The following is a 17,977-nucleotide window of genomic DNA, read 5'->3' on the forward strand; positions in this document are numbered from 1 at the left end:
GATGCCGCTGCGGCTGCGTTAAGTTCGTGTCATCATTGCGTGCAACACAGATCCCCCCCCCCCCAACACGACAGGAAAAACATGCAACTCATTGGAATGCTCGATTCACCCTACGTGCGCCGCGTCGCCGTCTCGCTGCAATTGCTCGGTCTGCCGTTCGAGCACCGTTCGATCTCGGTGTTCAGCACCTTCGACCAGTTCCAGGCGATTAATCCGGTGGTCAAGGCGCCCACGCTGGTGTGCGACAACGGCGTGGTACTGATGGATTCCTCGCTCATCATCGACTATGCCGAAAGCCTGGCCGCGCCGGGGCGCACGCTGGTCCCGGCCGGGATAGACCAGCGCCAGCGCGCGCTGCGCCTAACCGGCTTGGCGCTGGCGGCGTGCGAGAAGAGCGTGCAGATCATTTACGAACGCCAGTTGCGTCCGGCCGAAAAGCTGCACCAGCCTTGGGTGGCGCGGGTGACCGGGCAGATGCTGGCGGCCTGCACCGAGCTGGAGGCGGAGCTGCTGCGCGCGCCGCTGGCGGTGGCCGACGGCGCCATCGACCAGGCCGGCGTGAGCACCGGCGTGGTCTGGCATTTCATTCAGGCGATGGTGCCGGAGTTGGTGAACGCGGCGCATTTCCCGGCCTTGCAGCGCTTTTCCGCGCAGGCCGAGCAGTTGCCGGCGTTTGCGGCGGCGCCGCACGGCGCGTCGGTGTACCGGCAGGGTTAAATTGGCGAAGGTGCCGATGGGCCGTTTGCATCATTCAAACCAAAGGCGTAGAGCCCCTGGTTTTTTGAACGTCCGCGGCGCCTTCGCTTACTGCTTGCCGATGTCGACGGCGGGGCTGTCGCCGAACACCAGCGTGCCGTTGCGCGCGCCGATGCGCACCACGTCTTTCGGGCCGAACTTGCCTTCCAGGATCAGCTTCGACAGCGGATTTTCGATCTGCTGCTGGATCGCCCGCTTCAGCGGCCGCGCGCCATACACCGGATCGTAGCCGGCCTCGGCGATCTTCTGCAAAGCCTCTTCCGTCACCTCCAGCCGCATCTCCATCTTGGCCAGGCGTTGCTCCAGTATGGTCAGCTGGATCTTGGCGATGGCGCCGATGTTCTTCTCGTCGAGGCCGTGGAAGACCACGATTTCATCGATGCGGTTGATGAACTCCGGCCGGAAATGCGCGCGCACCTCGGCCATCACCGCCAGCTTGACCACGCCCGGGTCGTCGCTCTCCATCGACTGGATTTTTTGCGAGCCCAGGTTCGAGGTCATGATAATGACCGTGTTCTTGAAGTCCACCGTGCGCCCCTGCCCGTCCGTCATGCGCCCGTCGTCGAGCACCTGCAGCAGCACGTTGAAGACGTCATGGTGGGCCTTCTCGACCTCGTCGAGCAGGATCACGCTGTAGGGCTTGCGCCGCACCGCCTCGGTCAGGTAGCCGCCCTCGTCGTAGCCGACGTAGCCCGGCGGCGCGCCGATCAGGCGGGCCACCGAATGCTTCTCCATGAACTCGCTCATATCGAGCCGTATCATCGAATCCTCGGTGTCGAACAGGAAGGTCGCCAGCGCCTTGCTCAACTCGGTCTTGCCGACCCCGGTCGGCCCCAGGAACATGAACGAGCCGTACGGCCGGTTCGGATCGCCCAGCCCGGCGCGCGAGCGGCGGATCGCGTCGGCCACGGCGCTGATCGCCTCGTCCTGGCCGACCACGCGCTCGTGCAGCTTCTCCTCGATGTGCAGCAGCTTCTCGCGCTCGCCCTGCATCATGCGCGAGACCGGAATGCCGGTCGCGCGCGAGACCACCTCGGCGATTTCCTCGGCGCCGACCTGGGTGCGCAGCAACTTCGGCTTGCCGCTCTTGTCGGCCGCCGCCAGCACGCCGCTGTCGGCCTGCTTCAGCTGGGCTTCCAGCTCCGGCAGGCGGCCATACTGCAGCTCGGAGACGCGGCCCCAGTTGCTCTCGCGCGTGGCCTGTTCCATCAGCAGCTTGAGCCGCTCGATTTCCGCTTTGATGTGGGTGCTGCCCTGCACCACGGCTTTTTCCGCCTTGAGGATTTCCTCGAAGTCGTTGTACTCGCGCTGCAGCTTGACGATTTCCTCGTCGATCAGCGCGAGCCGGCGCAGCGAGCCCTCGTCCTTTTCCTTTTTGACGGCCTCGCGCTCGATCTTCAACTGGATCAGGCGGCGCTCCAGCTTGTCCATCACCTCCGGCTTCGAGTCGATCTCGATCTTGATCTTCGAGGCCGCCTCGTCGATCAGGTCGATCGCCTTGTCGGGCAGGAAGCGGTCGGTGATGTAGCGGTGCGACAGCTCGGCGGCGGCGATGATGGCGGCGTCGGTGATCTCGACCTTGTGGTGCAGCTCGTACTTGTCCTGCAAGCCGCGCAGGATGGCGATGGTGGCCTCGACGGTCGGCTCGTCGACCAGGATTTTCTGGAAGCGCCGCTCCAGCGCCGCGTCTTTCTCGATGTACTTGCGGTACTCGTCGAGCGTGGTGGCGCCGACGCAGTGCAGCTCGCCGCGCGCCAGCGCCGGCTTTAGCATGTTACCGGCGTCCATCGCGCCCTCGGCCTTGCCGGCGCCGACCATCGTGTGCATCTCGTCGATAAAAACAATGGTCTGGCCCTCGTCCATCGCCAGCTCCTTGAGCACCGACTTCAGGCGCTCCTCGAACTCGCCGCGGTACTTGGCGCCGGCCAGCAGCGCGGCCATGTCGAGCGACAGCACGCGCTTGCCCTTGAGCGACTCCGGCACCTCGCCGTTGACGATGCGCTGCGCCAGCCCCTCGACGATGGCGGTCTTGCCGACGCCCGGCTCGCCGATCAGCACCGGGTTGTTCTTGGTGCGCCGCTGCAGCACCTGGATGGCGCGGCGGATCTCGTCGTCGCGGCCGATCACCGGGTCCAGCTTGCCCATGCGGGCGCGCTCGGTCAGGTCCAGCGTGTATTTTTTCAGCGACTCGCGCTGGCCCTCGGCCTCCTGCGAGTCGACCTTGTTACCGCCGCGGACGGTCTGGATCGCCGCCTCCAGCGCCTTGCGGCTCAGGCCGTTCTCGCGCGCCAGCTTGCCGGCGTCGGACTTGTCGTCGCTCATCGCCAGCAACACCATCTCGCTGGAGACGAACTGGTCGGCGCGCTTTTGCGCCTCCTTGTCGGCCAGGTTCAGCAGGCCGGCGAATTCACGGCTGACATTGACGTCGCCGCCGCTGCCCGACACCTTCGGCAGGCGCTCCAGCGAGGACTTCAAGGCGCCGCTCAGGCCACCGACGTTGACGCCGGCGCGCTGCAGGATGGAGCGGGCGCCGCCGTCGTCCTGGTTCAACAGGGCCGTCAGCAGATGCACCGGTTCGATGTAAGGGTTGTCGTTGCCCACAGCTAGGCTTTGGGCGTCGGCCAGTGCTTCCTGGAGTTTGGTGGTCAGTTTGTCTTGCCGCATGATGATGCTCCGCTGATGATTATCTTAGCAATCAAATTGGGCCATGCGGGGTGTTTTCAAGTGTGGCGGCATACGCCATAAGAACTAGGCGGGCGCTAGAGAGCGGCGGTAATGCCGTCAAGTGAAGCTTCCGTAGGTCGGACTAGCACAGCGTAACCCGACGCCTAGCCGCTGCCGACGCCAGTCGGGTTTAAGCTTTGGCGGGCTAACCCGGCCGACGACAATCAGGCGCCGGCGGCCAGCGCGCGCCAGGTGGCGACGCCGAGGATGCAGCAGCCGATCGAGCCGAGCAGGTGCAGCGCGCTGTGGCCGAAGGCCCAGCCGTATTCGCCGCGCTGCAGGTAGGCCATCGCTTCGCCGGAGAAGGTCGAGAAGGTGGTCAGGCCGCCGAGGAAACCGGTGATGACGAACAGCCGCCACGCCGGCGGCAGCGCCGGGTGGCTGGAGAAGAAGGCGATGGCGACGCCGACCAGGTAGCCGCCGCCCCAGTTGACGGCCAGCGTGGCCAGCACCAGGCGCGAGTGCATATTCGCCAGCCCCACCGACACGCCCCAGCGCAGCCACGCGCCCAGCGCCGCGCCGGCGCCGACCGCGAGCCAGTTCAAGCCCGGGCCCACTTCGACAACGCCGCCTCGTCGCTCACGCGGGCGTCGACCCAGCGCGCGCCGTCGGGGGTTTGTTCCTTCTTCCAGAACGGCGCCTCGGTTTTCAGGTAGTCGATGATGTACTCGCAGGCGGCGAAGGCCACGCCGCGGTGCGCCGCCGTGGTCAGCACCAGCACGATCTGCTCCATCGGCTTGAGCGGGCCGACGCGGTGGATGACCAGCGCGTCGAACAGCGGCCAGCGCCGCATCGCCTGCTCGATGATGGCCTCGATCGACTGTTCGGTCATGCCCGGGTAGTGTTCCAGCTCCATCTCGGCGACGGCCGCGCCCTCGTTCAGGTCGCGCACCGTGCCGACGAAGCTGACCACCGCGCCGACCTTCGGGTTGGCGGCGCGCAGGCGCGCCACTTCGGCGCTCAGGTCGAAGTCCCCGGTCTGCACCCGCACGCGGCTCATTTGCCGTCCCTGGCGGCGGCGCCGCCGATACGCCGCAGCAGCACTTCGATGCGGTTGGCGGTGCGCTCGTCGGCCAGCGCCGGGATCGCGCACAGCTGCAGCAGTTGCGACGCCTGCGTCATCGGCTTCTGGCCCGACTTCAGCGACGATTGCAGCACCTCGACCTGCATCTTCAGGCGCTCGCGCGCGAACCCGGCGCCGCTGTCGACGCCGGCCACGATCTCCAGCCGCAGCACCTCTTCCAACAAGGTGGCGCGCTGCGATTCGAGCACGGCGGCGTAGGCCGCGCGCCCACCGTCGAGCGCCTGGCGGGCGGCGCCGAAACGCGCCTGCAGGCCGCGTTCGAACGGCGCCTCCAGCGGCGCCAGCGCCTGCCAGCGGGCGTCCCATTCGGCGCCGTCCGGGCCGCCCTCTTCCGCGGCCACGGCGTTTTCCAGCGCCTGGCACAGGCGCAGCTTGTCGCGCAGGGCGTTGGCCTGGGCCGCGCCGGCGCGCTGGGCGATGGCGTCGGCCTGGGCCTGCACCGTGGCCACCGCGGCGTGGTAGCGCTGCTCGATCTTCTGTTCGCTGGCGCGCGGCACCGGGCCGGCGTGCTGCCAGGCGTCGCGCGCCCCGCGCAGCACGGCGGCGATGGCGGCGGCGCGGCTCTTGTCGTCGCCGCCGTCGGGGATCACGGCCGTTTCAAGGACGGCGCAGACGGCTTCCTTGGCGTGCAGGTGCTCGCGCCGCTCGTGGTCGGCGGCGTGCGCGGTTTCCTTGCGCTTGGCGAAGACCTCGTCGCAGGCGGCGCGGAAACGCTGCCACAGCGCCTGCTCGGCGCGCCGCTCCAGCGGCAGCGCCTTGGCCAGCTCCTGCCACTTGTCCTGCAGCGCGCGCAGCATGTCGACGGTGTTGCGCTCCATCGGTTTCAGCAGGCCGACTTCGACGATGAGCTGCTCGCGCCGCGCCGTTTCAATCTGCCGCTGCTCGGCCAGCGGCGCCGCCAGCGCGTCCAGCGCCAGGCCGAATTCGCCGTCGAGGCGCTTCTTTTCCTTGCGGTCGATGGTGCCGAGGCGGCTCCACGACAAGCGCAGCCGCTGCCCGGCGGCGGCGATCTGCTTCCAGTCGTCGCTCTGGGCGGCGGCCAGCGCCTGCGTTTCGGCGATCAGTTCCTGCGCCTTGGCGGCGTTAGCGTGGCGCTCGTCGGCGAGTTGTTTGAAATGCAGGGCGGCCGGCGCGTAGGCCAGCGAGCAGGCGGCGTCGAAACGCTCCCACAGCGATTTCGGCGCGTGGCCGGACAAGGTGTCGAGCGACTTCCAGCGCTCGCGCAGGCTGCCGACCTTCTTGGCCAGTTCGGCCATCGCCAGTTCCTGCGCCGGCATGTCCTCGGCCGCCTTGACCAGTTCCTCGCGCGAGACGTTGCCGCCCCAGCGGGCCCAGTCGGCCAGGCGTTTGAATTCGGCGCGCACATGGGCCAGGCGTTCGGACTGGGCCGGCGTCAGGCGACCGGACTTGCTATCGCGCAGGACCTTGTCGTGCTCGGAGGCTTGCTGCAGCAAGCCCTGTTGCAAGGCCGCCTCCATGCCGTCGAGCGCGGCCAGGAAGTGCTGGTCGGCGTCCTTGGCCGGCGCGGCCGGGCGCGCCTCCCGCGCGGCCTTTACCGGGCGCTCTTCGCGCAGCGGTTGTTGCGGCGCCGGCACGCTGGCGGCGAGCGCGTCGAATTGCTGCTGCAGCCCGGCGGCCAGCTCGTTGGCCGGCAGGCGCGGCAAGGCTTGCCAAACGCGCTTGAGTTCGTCCAGGTTCAGGCCGGCGGCGTCCTGCGCCTGCCAGTCGGCCAGCGCCGCCTGGCGCGCGTCGTAGGCGGCCTGGTGTTGCGTCAGCGCGACAACGGCGCTCTGGGCTTGCGCCATCGCGTCGGCGAAGTCGCCGTGCAGGTGCTTCGGCAGCGACGCGTAGTCGGCGGCGGCGGCGCGCGCGGCGTGCGCGGCGGCGATGCGCTCGAGCGCGGCGGCGGCCTGGTCGGCGGCCAGCGCGGCCGCCGGCAGTTGCCGCAGCTCGGCGAGCGCGTCGATGGCGGCGCGTTGCAGCGACACTTGCGCCTCCAGGCGCTGCCCCAGCGCGGCGCGGGCGGCGGAAAACTCATCGGCCAGCGCCGGCGCGGCCTTGATGACCAGCCATTGGCGGTCCAGCTCGGCCACCTGGTTCGGGCTCAGTTGCGCGTCGCGCAGCAGGCGCTGGGCGTGGTCGATGGCGTTGCGGGCTTTTTGCTGTTCGGCCTGCTCGTGGCGGATCAGGTCCAGGCGCCCCTGCATCAGCTTGGCCACGCGGCGGTCGGTGTTGCGCATCGCCTGGTGGACTTGTTCCAGCGCGCCCTGGCTGCGCACATGCTCGGCGGCGATCAGGCGCGCGTCGGCGTAGTCGCCGCCCAGGATGAGGGCGACGGCCGCCGCCTCGTCGCCGGCCAGGGCCTGGGCCGCGGCCACCTGCTCGGCGCGCCGCGAGGCGGCCTGGGCCGCGGCGGCGGGCACGGCCACGACAGGCTGCGGTTCGGACGGTTTGCTAGCGGAGCGCTTAAAGAGGAAATCGAACATGGGCGTGTTTTGAATGGATCAAAACCGCCATCATAACAAAGCCGCGCACGTGGCACGGAGCCAAACCGCCGCGGCGCGCGTTGAAAGGCGGGTTGCGGGCCAATTTTATTCGGCGGCGGCGCGCTTGAGCGCGTGGGCGCGGCGCGGCAAAGGCAGCGCCGCCAGCGCCTCGGGCGGCTCGAAGCGCGACTGCTCGTCGGCGCCGGCCGGCTGCGGCGGCAACGGCAGTTCGAACACGGGGGCTTTGGCGCGCCGCGTTTCGACCACCCGCGCGTCGTGCAGCAGGAACTGGTTGGCGATGCTGAACCAGGCTTCGCCGCAGATGGCGCTGCGGGCGATGCCGAACAGTTCGCGCTCCTCGCGTTCGAGCCGCTGCAGCAGCGCGGTGCAAAAGGCGTCCATGCTGGCGCACAACTGCGCCACGTGCTCGTCGTTGTTGGCCGTCATGCTGCCGGCGCGCGCCTGCATCGCCTTGACGATGTCGAGCGCGGCGTTGTTGAGCGTGCTCAATTCGTCGAGCAGGCGGTCGGCCTGTTCGGTGGCCTGGCGCAGCGCCGGGATCAGGTACATTTCGATTTTGCGCCAGTGGCAGGCCTGGTACAGGCGGTTCAGGCAATCGCAGGCGTATTGCAACTGCGCCAGGCTGATGCTGTTTTGGTGCCGCAGATTGGCTTGCACATAGTGTTGAAACGACTGCAGGCTGACGCGCACGCTGGCCTGTTCCACCGATAAAGCAACCAAAGTATATGTAGCCGTTAACATTCTTACTCCCAAGCAAACCGGCTGCCGCGGGGGCGGCAGGGGTGGGTGATTCGCGGCTTCGACGCAAGTGCGGCACGTGCGTCGAAACCCGGAATGGAAAGTATAAGTAAAGCTGACTACGGTGAATTTGATATCAAACAAACCACGGCCAGTGAATCGTGCGGCGCTGGACGGGGCCAAGCTTGCGTAGGTCGGATAGCCAAGCGCAATCCGCGACGCCGCGCCGCCGGCGCCAGTCGGGGTACGCCGTTCCGGCTAAGCCGACCTGCGAACATCCTTCACCGAGCGGTATGAGGGCCGAGGTTGCGCCGTACCGGAGTGTGGTTTATTTGCCACGTTTTGGGCAATATTACTCTTCTTGCGCTTGCAGTTTCAATAGCAGATTGACGGTGCCGGGGTCGGACGAGGCGTGCACCTCGCCGCCAAAGCGCCGCACCAGCTGCTGCATGCCGTCGTTCTGGGCCAGCGCTTCGCCGCGCAGTTGCACGGTGCCGCGGCTGCCGCAGTAATCGATCAGCTTGCCAAACAGAATAGACCCAAGTCCGCGCCCTTTCAAGTCCGATCGCACCGCAATCGCGAAATCAGCGCCGACGTTGTCCGGGTCGGCCACCGCGCGCACCACGCCTAGCGTCTCCGGCGCGCCGTCCGGCCCGGCGCGGGTGGCGATGAAGACCATTGCGCGGTCGTAGTCGATCTGCGTCAGGCGCGCCAGCTGGGCTGGCGCCAGCTCGCTGACGGCGGTGAAGAAGCGCAGGCGCACGTCCTCCGGGTCGAGCCGCTTGAAAAACGCCAGGTGCGCCGGCGCGTCCTCCGGGCGGATCGGGCGCAGCGTCAGGGCCCCGCCCTGCCACTGCAATCGCTGCTCCAGCTCGGCCGGGTAGGGGCGGATCGCCAGGCGGTCGGCGCGCCCGCCCGGTTGCAGGCGGATGCGGGCGTCGAGGGCGATCACGCCGTTGGCGTAGGCCAGCAGCGGGTTGATGTCGAGTTCGGCCAGCTCGGGCACGTCGGCGGCGCCGCCCAGCGAGACGAACTTGGAGAAACCGATGCCGTGCGCGCTGGCCCAGTCCAGCACGCCGGCGACGAGCGCGCCGGACTGCGACACGAAGGCGATTTTTCCGGGCCGGGCGCCGCCTGCGACGCGCCAACCCCACGCCTCCCCCCTACCAGCGAGACTCGTGGTCCTCAGTCACGCCGACCAGTTGCGAGACGATGCGCTTGGGCGCGTCCAGGCTGGCCCGCACCCAGCCGCTGAAGGTGCCGATCGGCTGCACGTAGCGGCTTGCCGCGATCAACAAATTCTTGTCTTCGGCGCGCGCGCCCTCGGGCTTGAAGTGCAGCTCGAGCAGGCCGTCGTCGGTGTAGATGTGCCACGGCGCCAGCGGCGCGGCCGGGTTGAAGTTGAAATGCGCGGCGCCCAGCGCGAACAGCTGGCCGTCCAGCCACAGCGCGTTCTCGTTGGCGCCGAAGTAGCCGGCCTGCAGGTTGAAGCCAACATCCAGGCTGTGCGCCGAGGCCCAGCGCCAGGCGGTGTGGCGCGCCAGCAGGCCGTTCGAGTAGTCGAAGCTGGCGACGCCGCCGTCCAGCTTGTAGCGCGCCGCGCCGCAGCGCGCCTCGCCCCACAGCGGCAAGCCGGTCGACTTCTGGGTGGCGTGCACCGAGCCGCCGGCGGCCGGCCCGAACGCCAGCAGCAGCGGCATCAGGTCGGGGCCGAACTCGGCCTCGATCGCCAGGCCGGCGCCGGCCAGCTTGAGCCGGTACAGGCGCTGCCCGACGCAGGCGATGCTGATGTGCCTGGACAGGAAGCGGAAGCGGCTGGCGCCGTCCGCGTGCGCCGCCACGCTGGCGCTCAGGCCGGGCACGCCGTCCTGCGAGAACTCGGCGACGATGCGCCGCTCGCGCCGGTCGAAGGCGTAGGCGAAGGCGGTGTTGGTCCAGCCGACGTCGACGATGGCGACGCCGCAGAACAGCTCCGGCGTGGCCAGCGCGACGTAGTGCCAGCGCTTGTGGTGGAAGCGCCGCCACCAGCGCCCGCGCGCGTGCGGCGGCGCCAGCTCGTGCCAGTCGAAATGCCCGACATGGCCGGCGTAGCGGCCGAATTTGGGCTGGCCGTCGGCCGTGAGGATGTTTTCCGGCGCGGCGGGCAGCATCATGCGGTGGCTTCCGAATCAAGGTTGAGCGGGACGGCGCCGACATCGACATCGGCGGCGTTGAGCGCGGCGCGCAGGGCCGCCGCGAAAGCGTCCGGCAGCGTCTGCGTGACGCGCACGCGCGGGCAGCCGTGCCAGTTGGCCAGGCGTTGCAGCGCGCCGGCCACGTCGGCGGTGAAGCGCGCGCTCAGGCGCACGCCAGGCTCCAGCGCCAGCGACTTCAGCTCGAAAACGCCGTCGCCGCGGTGCGCCTTGGCGTCGACCCGCCCAACCAGCGCGCCGCGGCGTAGGATCGGCAGCGTGAAATAGCCGTAGCGACGCTTCTCGGCCGGCGTGTAGCACTCCAGCCGGTAGTCGAAGCCGAACAGCTCGAGCGCGCGGCGGCGGTCCCACACCACCGGGTCGAACGGCGACAGGATCGTCGTCACGCTCGACGCCAGCGCGCCGGCGGCGGCGCTTTCGGCCAGCGCCAGGTGGTCCGGGTGCAGGTAGACCGGCTGCTCCCAGCCCTCGACCCGGGCGCGCAGCAGCGCGCCCTCCGCCACCAGCGCGTCGAGGTCGGGGCGCGCGCCCTTGGTGCGGAAGTAGTCGGCGATCCAGGACGCCTTCGCCAGGCCCAGCGCCTTGACGCTTTGCAGCGCCAGCGCGCGCCCGCTCGCCGCCATCGACGGCATCCGTTCGTCGTGCCAGCCGGGCAGCACGCGCTCGGCCAGGTCGTAGTAGCGCTGGAAGTTGTGGCGCCGCGCGATCATCAGCACGCCGGAGGTAAACAACACTTCGAGCGAGCGCTTCTCCGGCTTCCAGCCCCACCAGGCGCCACCCTTGCCGTCGCTGCGCTCGAAGTCGGCCGAGCGGGTGGCGCCGTGGGCGCGAATGTGTTCGAGCACGGCGTCGACGTCGGCGCGCCGTTCGTTCATCCACTTGACCGAATACTTCCAGCCCATCGCCGCCGGGTCGAGCATGCGGTGGCGGTACAGGCCGTAGTCCTCGACCGGCACGAAGCACGCCTCGTGGGCCCAGTATTCGAACAGCGCGCCCTCGCCCAGCAACTGCTCCAGCCACGGCTGCGGATAGTCGCCCAGGCGGCTCCACAGCACCAGGTAGGGGCTGCGCGCGACCACGTGGATGGTGTCGATCTGCAGCACGCCCATCTGGCGGATCGCCGCCAGCAGGTCGGCCTTGACGGCCTTTTTGCGGCGCGGCTGCGCCAGACCCTGGGCGGCCAGGTGCAGCGCGCGCGCCGCCGCCAGCGACAGCGTCAGTTCGGCCAAGGCCTACTCCTTCTTCTTGATCAGGCCGGCCAGCGCGGCGAAGGGATTGTGCGTGGCCGGCGCCACCTCGGCCGATTTTAGCCCGGCGCCGCGGTCTGCTTCCAGGTAGCGCGAGTGCTCGTTGTCGTGGCAATACAGGCACAGCAACTCCCAGTTGCTGCCGTCGGGCGGGTTGTTGTCGTGGTTGTGGTCGCGGTGGTGCACCGTCAGTTGCTGCACGTTGGCGCGGGTGAACTCGCGCATGCAGCGCCCGCAGATCCACGGGTACATCTTCAGCGAGCGCTCGCGGTAGCCGCCCTCGCGCAGGTCGGCGGCGCGGCGCGCGTCGGCGACGATCTTGTCCAGTTTTGCCGCATCCGGCTTTTTGCTTTGCATGACAGCCTTCAATTGAGCTTGATTAACGTTGCTTCGATCCGGCCAGAACCCGGAACATGCATAGAATAAGCGAATATTTGAAGCTATTGGGGATACTGCCTTCATTATGAAGGCACAAGTATGCAAAAAAGCTGTCGCGTTTAGATTGCCGATGCGACAACGGCCATATTGACAGCGTTTACGCCGACGCAGCGCCGCGCTGGCCGCGCTTGCAGTGCCTCGCACCAGCGAAAAGACCGTACAAGCACACGACGGCGTCGGATGGCGTCAAGCTGGAGCTGTATGCGGTGCCGAAGGCGCCTTCCGCCTACACCCTGGTGCAATTGGCGCAGATCCCGGCCAACTGCCGCGCCACGCCGCCGGCCAATCCGGCGACCACGTTCAAGACCATGTAGGACATCTTCGACCTGGATTACGCCTCCTTCAAGGAGCGCCATATCGATTGGGCCGCGCGCTATGCGGCGCTGGCGCCGAAGGCCGCGCTTGCCGCCGACGAGCTGGCGTTGCAGGCGGTGCTGGTCGAGGCGGTCCAGGGCTTCAACGACGAGCATGTGGCGCTCGCCCGTTTCGACGGGGCACAACCGGTGTTTTACGTCGAGGCGTCCGGCGCACCCACATTAACCATGCTGAAACAGGCGTACGACGCGCAGGACGAGGTCGGCAGCTACGGGAAATTCGAGTCGGCGTTGCGCGCCCACATGCAGGACGGCGTGCAGAAACGTTTGAGCGGCGGCAGCCAGGGCCGCGTGCTGAACGGCGCGATGGTCTGGGGCCAACTGGCCGGAAACATCGGCTATATCGGCATCTCGAGAATGGGCGAGTTCAGCGATAACGCCGATACGGCCACCGATCTGGCGGCGATACGCGCCGAAATGGACCGCGCCATCGCCGGGCTGGCCAACACCAAGGCCGTCATCGTCGATGTCGCCATCAACGATGGCGGCTACGACCTGGTGAGCGCCGAAATCGCCGGCAGCTTTGCCGACCGCCGCCCCGCCTTCACGGTCCGGCAACGCCGGCCGCAAGGGCGCACGCCCAGCGAGTGGTTTGTCGAGCCGAAAGGCGGCGCGCAGTACCGCAAGCCGGTGTATCTGCTGACCACCGACCGTACCGTCAGCGCCGGCGACACGCTGGCGCTGATGATGCGCGAGCTTCCGAACGTGACCCAGGTCGGCCAGCCCACCAGCGGCTCGATGTCAAACAAGCTGCTCAAGTCCTTGCCCGGCAATTTCGTGGTGTCGCTCTCCAACGAAAGCTATATTGACCCGAGGGGCAATCTATATGAGGGCCGCGGCGTTCCGCCCAAGCTCGCCCTGCCGGTCTTTTCCGCCGGCGATCCCGCCAGCCTGTTTGGCGGCCACGACGCGGCGCTGGAGCGGCTCATCGCGCTGGCCAAGCGCTAGCGTTTACGCCGGCCGCGCCGACAAGCCCAGCAGCGAGCAGCCGAGGCCGATGAACACGGCGCCACCGGCGCGGTTGGCCAGGCGCGCGCGCGACGCGCCCATCGCCCGTTTGCCGATGGCGCGGGCCAACAGCGCGTAGCACAGGTGCGACAGCAAGGTGCAGGCGACGAAGGTGCTGATCAGGAGGGCGAACAAGGCCGGCTCGTTATCGTGCATGAACTGCGGGAAGACGGCACTGAAAAACAGGATGGACTTGGGATTGGTGAGCGCTACCAGCAGGCCGCGCAGAAACAAGCCGCGGCGCGTGGCGACGGTTGCGGCCCCGGCGGCGGCAGGCTGGAGCGGCGCGGCGCGGCGGCGCCATTGGCGCACGCCGAGATAGACCAGGTAGCCGGCGCCGAGCGCCTTCAACGCGGCAAACGCGACGGCCGAGGTCTGCAACAGCATGCCCACGCCGGCGGCGGCGGTCGTCGCGACGACGACCACGCCCAGCGCGTTGCCGGCGCTGCTGTATGCGGTGCGCCGCACGCCGACAGAGGCCGACGTCGAGATCGCCAGCAGGACGCCGGGGCCGGGGCTGAAGGTGGTGACGAGCGAAGCGAGTAGAAACACGAGCCAGGTGGACATTGTCATGATATGCATTTCGAAATAGGGGTGGAGGGCTGTGGGGCCGCGCCGGCAAGGGCTCGCCACCAGTATCGTTGGCTTCCCCTCTTTGATAAATGGGCTATGATTTAGAACATTATTAACCCAGACTTAACAATCATGGACAAGCTGCGCGGTATGGAAGTGTTTGTCGGCGTGGTTGACGCCGGCAGTTTCACGGCGGTCGGGCGGGCGCTGGACATGTCGACGGTGATGGTCAGCAAGCACATCGCCGCGCTGGAGCAGCAACTGGGCGCGCGCCTGTTGAACCGCACCACCCGGCGCCAGAGCCTGACCGAGATCGGCGAGCTGTATTGCGAGCATTGCCGGCAGATCCTGGCGCAGATCCGCGTCGCCGACTCCGGCGCCCAGGCGATGCGCGCCACCGCGCGCGGCACGCTCAAGGTCAGCGCGCCGGTGGCCTTCGGCAGCGAATGCCTGGCGCCGGCGATGACGGCCTACCTGGACCAGTACCCCGAGGTCAACCTGGACCTGAACCTGAGCAACCGCAATTCCGACCTCGTCGAGGAGGGCTTGGACGCGGCCATCCGCGTCGGGCCGCTGGACGACTCGAGCATGGTGGCGCGGCCGCTGCGCCCCTTCAAGCACGCCATCTGCGCCTCGCCCGATTATCTGGCGCGCTTCGGCACGCCGCTGACGCCGGCCGATCTGGCGCGCCACCAGTGCCTCGACTTCCTGCATTGGCGGCGCCTGGTGCGCTGGCGCCTGGAGCCGTCCGAGGCGGCGCCGGCGCTGCCGGCCAGCCGCTTCCGCTCCAACAACGGGCATGCGCTGATGCAGGCCGCGCTGGCCGGCTTCGGCATCGTCATGCAGCCCGAAATCGTGCTGGCCGAGCAGATCCAACGCGGCCGCCTGGTGCCGCTGCTGGCGCAATTCGTCCCGCCGGCGCGGCCGATGCACCTGCTGTATCCGCGCGACCGGCAGTCGACGCCGAAGCTGACCACCTTTATCGAGTTCGTGGTGGCGCGCTTCGGGGCGCCGGCGACGTTGAAATAGCTCACACCAAGGGTCCGACCCCGGCTCCTTGCTTTTGCCTGGTTTCTAGCGCCGCCGGCCCGCTGGCTGAACGGCGTCCGCGCCCCGTCCAACGGTAGCGCGGCGTGGCGCCGCGGCGCGATATTTTTTCGGTGGCCGGCCCCAGGCCCGGCAAATAGGTGCAGAATAGAAACATGTCGACGGCGCCGCGCGCGGTTCTGCTGTGCGGCATGTTCGCCCGTTCAACGACCCTGGTGGCAGCGCCCAATTGATCTCTTCGCCTAGAACCGTGCAACGTTCGCTGAGCCGATTGTATCGGGTGCTACTGCTGCCCGTCTTCGCCCTGGCCCTGTTGTTGGCGATGTGGGGCGCGGTCAGCTACCAGGTCGGGCAGGAGCGCGCCGGCGCGCTGCGCGAGGCGGTCGCCACCAGCCAGTCGCTGGCGCGCACGCTGGCCGACCACACCAGCCACATCCTGCGCCAGACCGACCACGCCACCCAGTTGTTCAAATTGAAATTCGAGGAGAGCGGCGGCGCGCTGCGCGCTCAACGAGTTCACCCGCCGCGGCGGACTGCTCGACAGCGTGCTGCCGTCGAAACTGGATTTGCCGATCGCCCTGATCGGCGCCGACGGCGCCGTCGTCGACAGCGTCAACGCCTTCATGCCGGGCGCCGTAGCCGACGCGGATTTTTTCAAGGCGCACGCGGCCAACCCGTCCGACACGCCGCTGTTCGGCACGCCGGTGCTGGAAGCGAGTACGAAAAAATGGCTGATCCGCAGCTCGCGCCGCCTCAACGACGCCGCCGGCCGCTTCGCCGGCGTGGTCGTCGTCATGATCGACCCCAGCTACTTCGTCGACGACTACGACCGCCTCAACGTCGACGCCGCCGGCGCCCTGCTGCTGCTCACGCGCGACACCGGCCTGTCGGTCGGGCGCGCCGGCGAACAGCTGATCCTGAGCGACAGGATCGACTTCGTCGCGCCGGCCGGGCCAGCGTCTCCGCCCGAGCAGCTGCTGATCCGCCAGCCGTTCGACCAGGTCACGCGCATCTACAGCTTCCGCGACATGCCGCGCTACGCGCTGCTGGCGGTGGTCGGCATCTCGCAGCAGGTGGCGATGGCCAATTTCGGCCAGCGCCGCAACGTGTATTTCGGCGCGGCCAGCGTCGCCACGCTGCTGATCGTCGCCGTGGTCGCCACGCTGATGCGGCAAAGCCTGCGCCTGCGCAGCAGCATGCGCGCCGCCAGCGAGGCGCAGTCGATGCTGCGCGCGGCCGCCCAGGGCAGCCTGGACGCGGTGTTCCTGCTCAAGGCCTGGCGCCCCGACGGGCTCGACGGCGCGGTCGAGGACTTCATTTTCGCCGACGTCAACGAGCGCGCCGCCGATATGCTCGGCAAGCCGCGCGCGGACGTACTCAACAGCAAGGCCTGCCAGTTGGTGCCGATCCTGCGCCAGCCCTGCTTTTTCGGCCAGTACCTGACGGTGCTGCACAGCGGCGTACCGCTCGAGGACGAGTTCGAGGTGCGCCTGAGCTCGGGCGCCAAGCACTGGCTGCACCACCAGATCGTCGCCATCGAGGACGGCGTCGCCGTCACCACGCGCGACATCAGCGCGCGCAAGCAGGACGAGCTGGAGACGCGCAACAACCGCGCCTTCCTGCAGTCGCTGATCGAGCACCTGCCGGTGCTGGTGTACGTGAAGAGCGCGCGGCCGGAGACCTTCGGCCAAATGGTGATCTGGAACAAGGCCGCCGAAGGCGTCACCGGCTACGCCGCCGCCCAGGTCATCGGCAAGCACGGCGCCGACGCCTTCGCGCCCGGCTTCGGCCTGCACGGCGACGACGCCGGCGACCGCGAACTGGTGGCCGCGGGCGGCGTGATCGAACTGCCCGCCAAGGCGCTGCGCGGCGCCGACGGCACGCTGCGCCACCTGCACACGGTGTCGATGCCGCTGTTCGACCAGCACGGCCAGACCGAATACATCCTCTCCATCGCCGAGGACGTCTCGCTGCGGCTGCGCCACGAACAGGCGCTGCGCGAAAACCAGGCCGAGCTGGCCGCCGTCACCGACTCCTCGCCGCTCGGCCTGGTGCGCCTGGACCCGGCGCGCCAGTGCACCTACGCCAACCGCCCCTTCGAGTCGATCACCGGGCTGGCGCGCGGCGCCGCGCTGGGCCAGGGCTGGACCGCGGCGGTGCACCCGGACGACCAGGCCAGGCTGGCGGCGGCGCTGGCGCGCCTGGCGCGCAACCACCAGCCGTTCCAGGCCACGCTGCGCGGCCTGCACCGCGACGGCAAGGCGGCCTGGCTGTCGGTGAAGATCGCCGCCATCCTGGTCGACGACGCCGTCGCCGGCTACGTCGGCAGCTTCGACGACATCACCCTGCTGCGCGAGTCGGAGGTGGCGCTGCTCGAGAGCGAGGCGCGCCTGCGCACCATCGCCGACACGCTGCCGGCGATGATCGCCTACATCGACGCCGAGCAGGTTTACCGCTTCCACAACATCGCCTACGAGCGCGAATTCAGCCAGACCGGCCAGCACGTGCTGGGCCAGAGCGTGCGCGACACCGTCGGCGAGGAGCACTACCGGCGCCTGGCGCCCCACATCGCGCGGGTGCTGGGCGGCGAGACGCTCAGCTTCGAGGAGGACGACGAGCTCGAGGGCGGCGAGCGCTGCCTCGAGGTCACCTACATTCCGCAGTGGGGCGAGGATAGCGCCGGCGTGGTCGGCTTCCACGTCATGCGGCAGGACATCACGATGCAAAAGCGCGAGAAGCGGCGCCTGCTCAAGCTGGCCCAGGTCGACGCCCTGACCGGCCTGACCAACCGCGCCGGCTTCCTGCAAAAGCTCAGCGACGCGATGCGGCAATGCCAGGACGGCCAGGACGGCGCCAGCCTGATGGCCGTGATGTATATGGATATCGACCGTTTCAAGCCGGTCAACGACACCCACGGCCACAGCGTCGGCGACGCCCTGCTGCGGGCCTTTTCGACGCGCCTGACGCACACCATGCGCGCCAGCGACACCATCGCCCGCCTGGGCGGCGACGAGTTCACCATCATCATGGAGAAGATCGCGCGGCCGGAGGACGCCTCGGTGCTGGCGGCGAAGATCGTCACGGCGATGCAGGCGCCGTTCGAGCTGGACGGCGTCACCGTGGCGATCTCGGCGAGCATCGGCCTGGCCTACTACCGCAACGAGGACCTGAGCCCGGCGGCGCTGCTGAAACAGGCCGACGTGCTGCTGTACCAGGCCAAGCAGGCCGGCCGCAACACCTACCGCGCCGGCGCGCTGGCGGCGTAGGCCGGGCAATCCCCGCCGCGTCC

General features: G+C 68.6%; 16 protein-coding genes. 5 read left to right on the top strand and 11 right to left on the bottom strand.

Going from position 1 to position 17,977, the window contains the following annotated elements:
* Positions 1-81: 81 nt before the first annotated feature.
* The gene (locus tag JANGC3_RS0110610) at positions 82-717 is read left to right on the top strand and encodes a glutathione S-transferase (protein WP_026132826.1); all 636 of its coding nucleotides are present in this window, start codon (positions 82-84) and stop codon (positions 715-717) included.
* A gap of 87 nt (positions 718-804) precedes the next feature.
* Here the strand turns inward: JANGC3_RS0110610 and clpB are convergent, their stop codons facing one another.
* The 9 genes from clpB to JANGC3_RS0110655 all read right to left on the bottom strand — a co-directional run bounded on the left by clpB (position 805) and on the right by JANGC3_RS0110655 (position 11,605).
* Positions 805-3,420 carry an ATP-dependent chaperone ClpB gene (gene clpB, locus JANGC3_RS0110615; RefSeq protein ID WP_017876468.1) on the bottom strand — a complete coding sequence of 872 codons (2,616 nt, stop codon included), beginning with the start codon at positions 3,418-3,420 and terminating at the stop codon, positions 805-807.
* Positions 3,421-3,644: 224 nt separating this feature from the next.
* The gene (gene crcB, locus JANGC3_RS0110620) at positions 3,645-4,025 is read right to left on the bottom strand and encodes a fluoride efflux transporter CrcB (RefSeq protein WP_026132827.1); all 381 of its coding nucleotides are present in this window, start codon (positions 4,023-4,025) and stop codon (positions 3,645-3,647) included.
* Positions 4,022-4,480, bottom strand: coding sequence for a molybdenum cofactor biosynthesis protein MoaE (locus JANGC3_RS0110625; RefSeq protein WP_017876470.1), 459 nt, complete (start codon positions 4,478-4,480; stop codon positions 4,022-4,024). The genes crcB and JANGC3_RS0110625 overlap by 4 nt, the downstream gene beginning before the upstream one ends.
* Positions 4,477-7,050: a DUF349 domain-containing protein gene (locus JANGC3_RS0110630; protein ID WP_017876471.1), complete on the bottom strand. Its 2,574-nt coding sequence runs from the start codon at positions 7,048-7,050 to the stop codon at positions 4,477-4,479. Before JANGC3_RS0110630 ends, JANGC3_RS0110625 begins: the two co-directional genes overlap by 4 nt.
* A 105-nt stretch (positions 7,051-7,155) precedes the next feature.
* The gene (locus JANGC3_RS29035) at positions 7,156-7,791 is read right to left on the bottom strand and encodes a hypothetical protein (protein WP_157406568.1); all 636 of its coding nucleotides are present in this window, start codon (positions 7,789-7,791) and stop codon (positions 7,156-7,158) included.
* Positions 7,792-8,161: 370 nt separating this feature from the next.
* Positions 8,162-8,998, bottom strand: coding sequence for a GNAT family N-acetyltransferase (locus tag JANGC3_RS0110640; protein ID WP_081611820.1), 837 nt, complete (start codon positions 8,996-8,998; stop codon positions 8,162-8,164).
* On the bottom strand, positions 8,973-9,962 hold the full coding sequence (locus JANGC3_RS0110645; protein WP_017876474.1) for a DUF2804 domain-containing protein: 990 nt from the start codon (positions 9,960-9,962) through the stop codon (positions 8,973-8,975). The genes JANGC3_RS0110640 and JANGC3_RS0110645 overlap by 26 nt, the downstream gene beginning before the upstream one ends.
* The gene (locus JANGC3_RS0110650) at positions 9,959-11,230 is read right to left on the bottom strand and encodes a winged helix-turn-helix domain-containing protein (RefSeq protein ID WP_017876475.1); all 1,272 of its coding nucleotides are present in this window, start codon (positions 11,228-11,230) and stop codon (positions 9,959-9,961) included. The genes JANGC3_RS0110645 and JANGC3_RS0110650 overlap by 4 nt, the downstream gene beginning before the upstream one ends.
* Positions 11,231-11,233: 3 nt before the next feature.
* A complete protein-coding gene (locus tag JANGC3_RS0110655; RefSeq protein ID WP_017876476.1) occupies positions 11,234-11,605 on the bottom strand; it encodes a YajD family HNH nuclease in 372 nt (123 codons plus the stop codon).
* Between the two features lie 209 nt (positions 11,606-11,814).
* Between JANGC3_RS0110655 and JANGC3_RS0110660 the strand changes: the two genes are divergently transcribed.
* Positions 11,815-12,000 carry a hypothetical protein gene (locus JANGC3_RS0110660; RefSeq protein ID WP_017876477.1) on the top strand — a complete coding sequence of 62 codons (186 nt, stop codon included), beginning with the start codon at positions 11,815-11,817 and terminating at the stop codon, positions 11,998-12,000.
* A gap of 117 nt (positions 12,001-12,117) precedes the next feature.
* Positions 12,118-13,008 (top strand): S41 family peptidase, encoded by an 891-nt coding sequence (locus JANGC3_RS29040; RefSeq protein WP_232429790.1) that lies wholly within the window; start codon positions 12,118-12,120, stop codon positions 13,006-13,008.
* A 3-nt stretch (positions 13,009-13,011) separates the two neighbouring features.
* Here JANGC3_RS29040 and JANGC3_RS0110670 read toward each other — a convergent pair whose 3' ends face one another.
* A complete protein-coding gene (locus JANGC3_RS0110670; protein WP_026132828.1) occupies positions 13,012-13,641 on the bottom strand; it encodes a LysE family translocator in 630 nt (209 codons plus the stop codon).
* Positions 13,642-13,773: 132 nt separating this feature from the next.
* On the opposite strand from JANGC3_RS0110670, the gene JANGC3_RS0110675 reads away from it, so the two are divergent.
* Positions 13,774-14,670 carry a LysR family transcriptional regulator gene (locus JANGC3_RS0110675; RefSeq protein ID WP_017876480.1) on the top strand — a complete coding sequence of 299 codons (897 nt, stop codon included), beginning with the start codon at positions 13,774-13,776 and terminating at the stop codon, positions 14,668-14,670.
* A 301-nt stretch (positions 14,671-14,971) separates the two neighbouring features.
* On the opposite strand, the gene JANGC3_RS33670 is transcribed toward JANGC3_RS0110675, so the two are convergent.
* A complete protein-coding gene (locus JANGC3_RS33670) occupies positions 14,972-15,313 on the bottom strand; it encodes a hypothetical protein (protein ID WP_232429688.1) in 342 nt (113 codons plus the stop codon).
* Here JANGC3_RS33670 and JANGC3_RS29045 point away from each other — a divergent pair.
* Positions 15,255-17,954: a PAS domain-containing protein gene (locus JANGC3_RS29045; protein WP_232429689.1), complete on the top strand. Its 2,700-nt coding sequence runs from the start codon at positions 15,255-15,257 to the stop codon at positions 17,952-17,954. The two genes, JANGC3_RS33670 and JANGC3_RS29045, sit on opposite strands and share 59 nt — an antisense overlap.
* Positions 17,955-17,977: the final 23 nt, after the last annotated feature.

Origin of the sequence: Janthinobacterium sp. CG3 (assembly GCF_000344615.1) — a bacterium.
Taxonomy (GTDB): Bacteria; Pseudomonadota; Gammaproteobacteria; order Burkholderiales; family Burkholderiaceae_D; genus Janthinobacterium.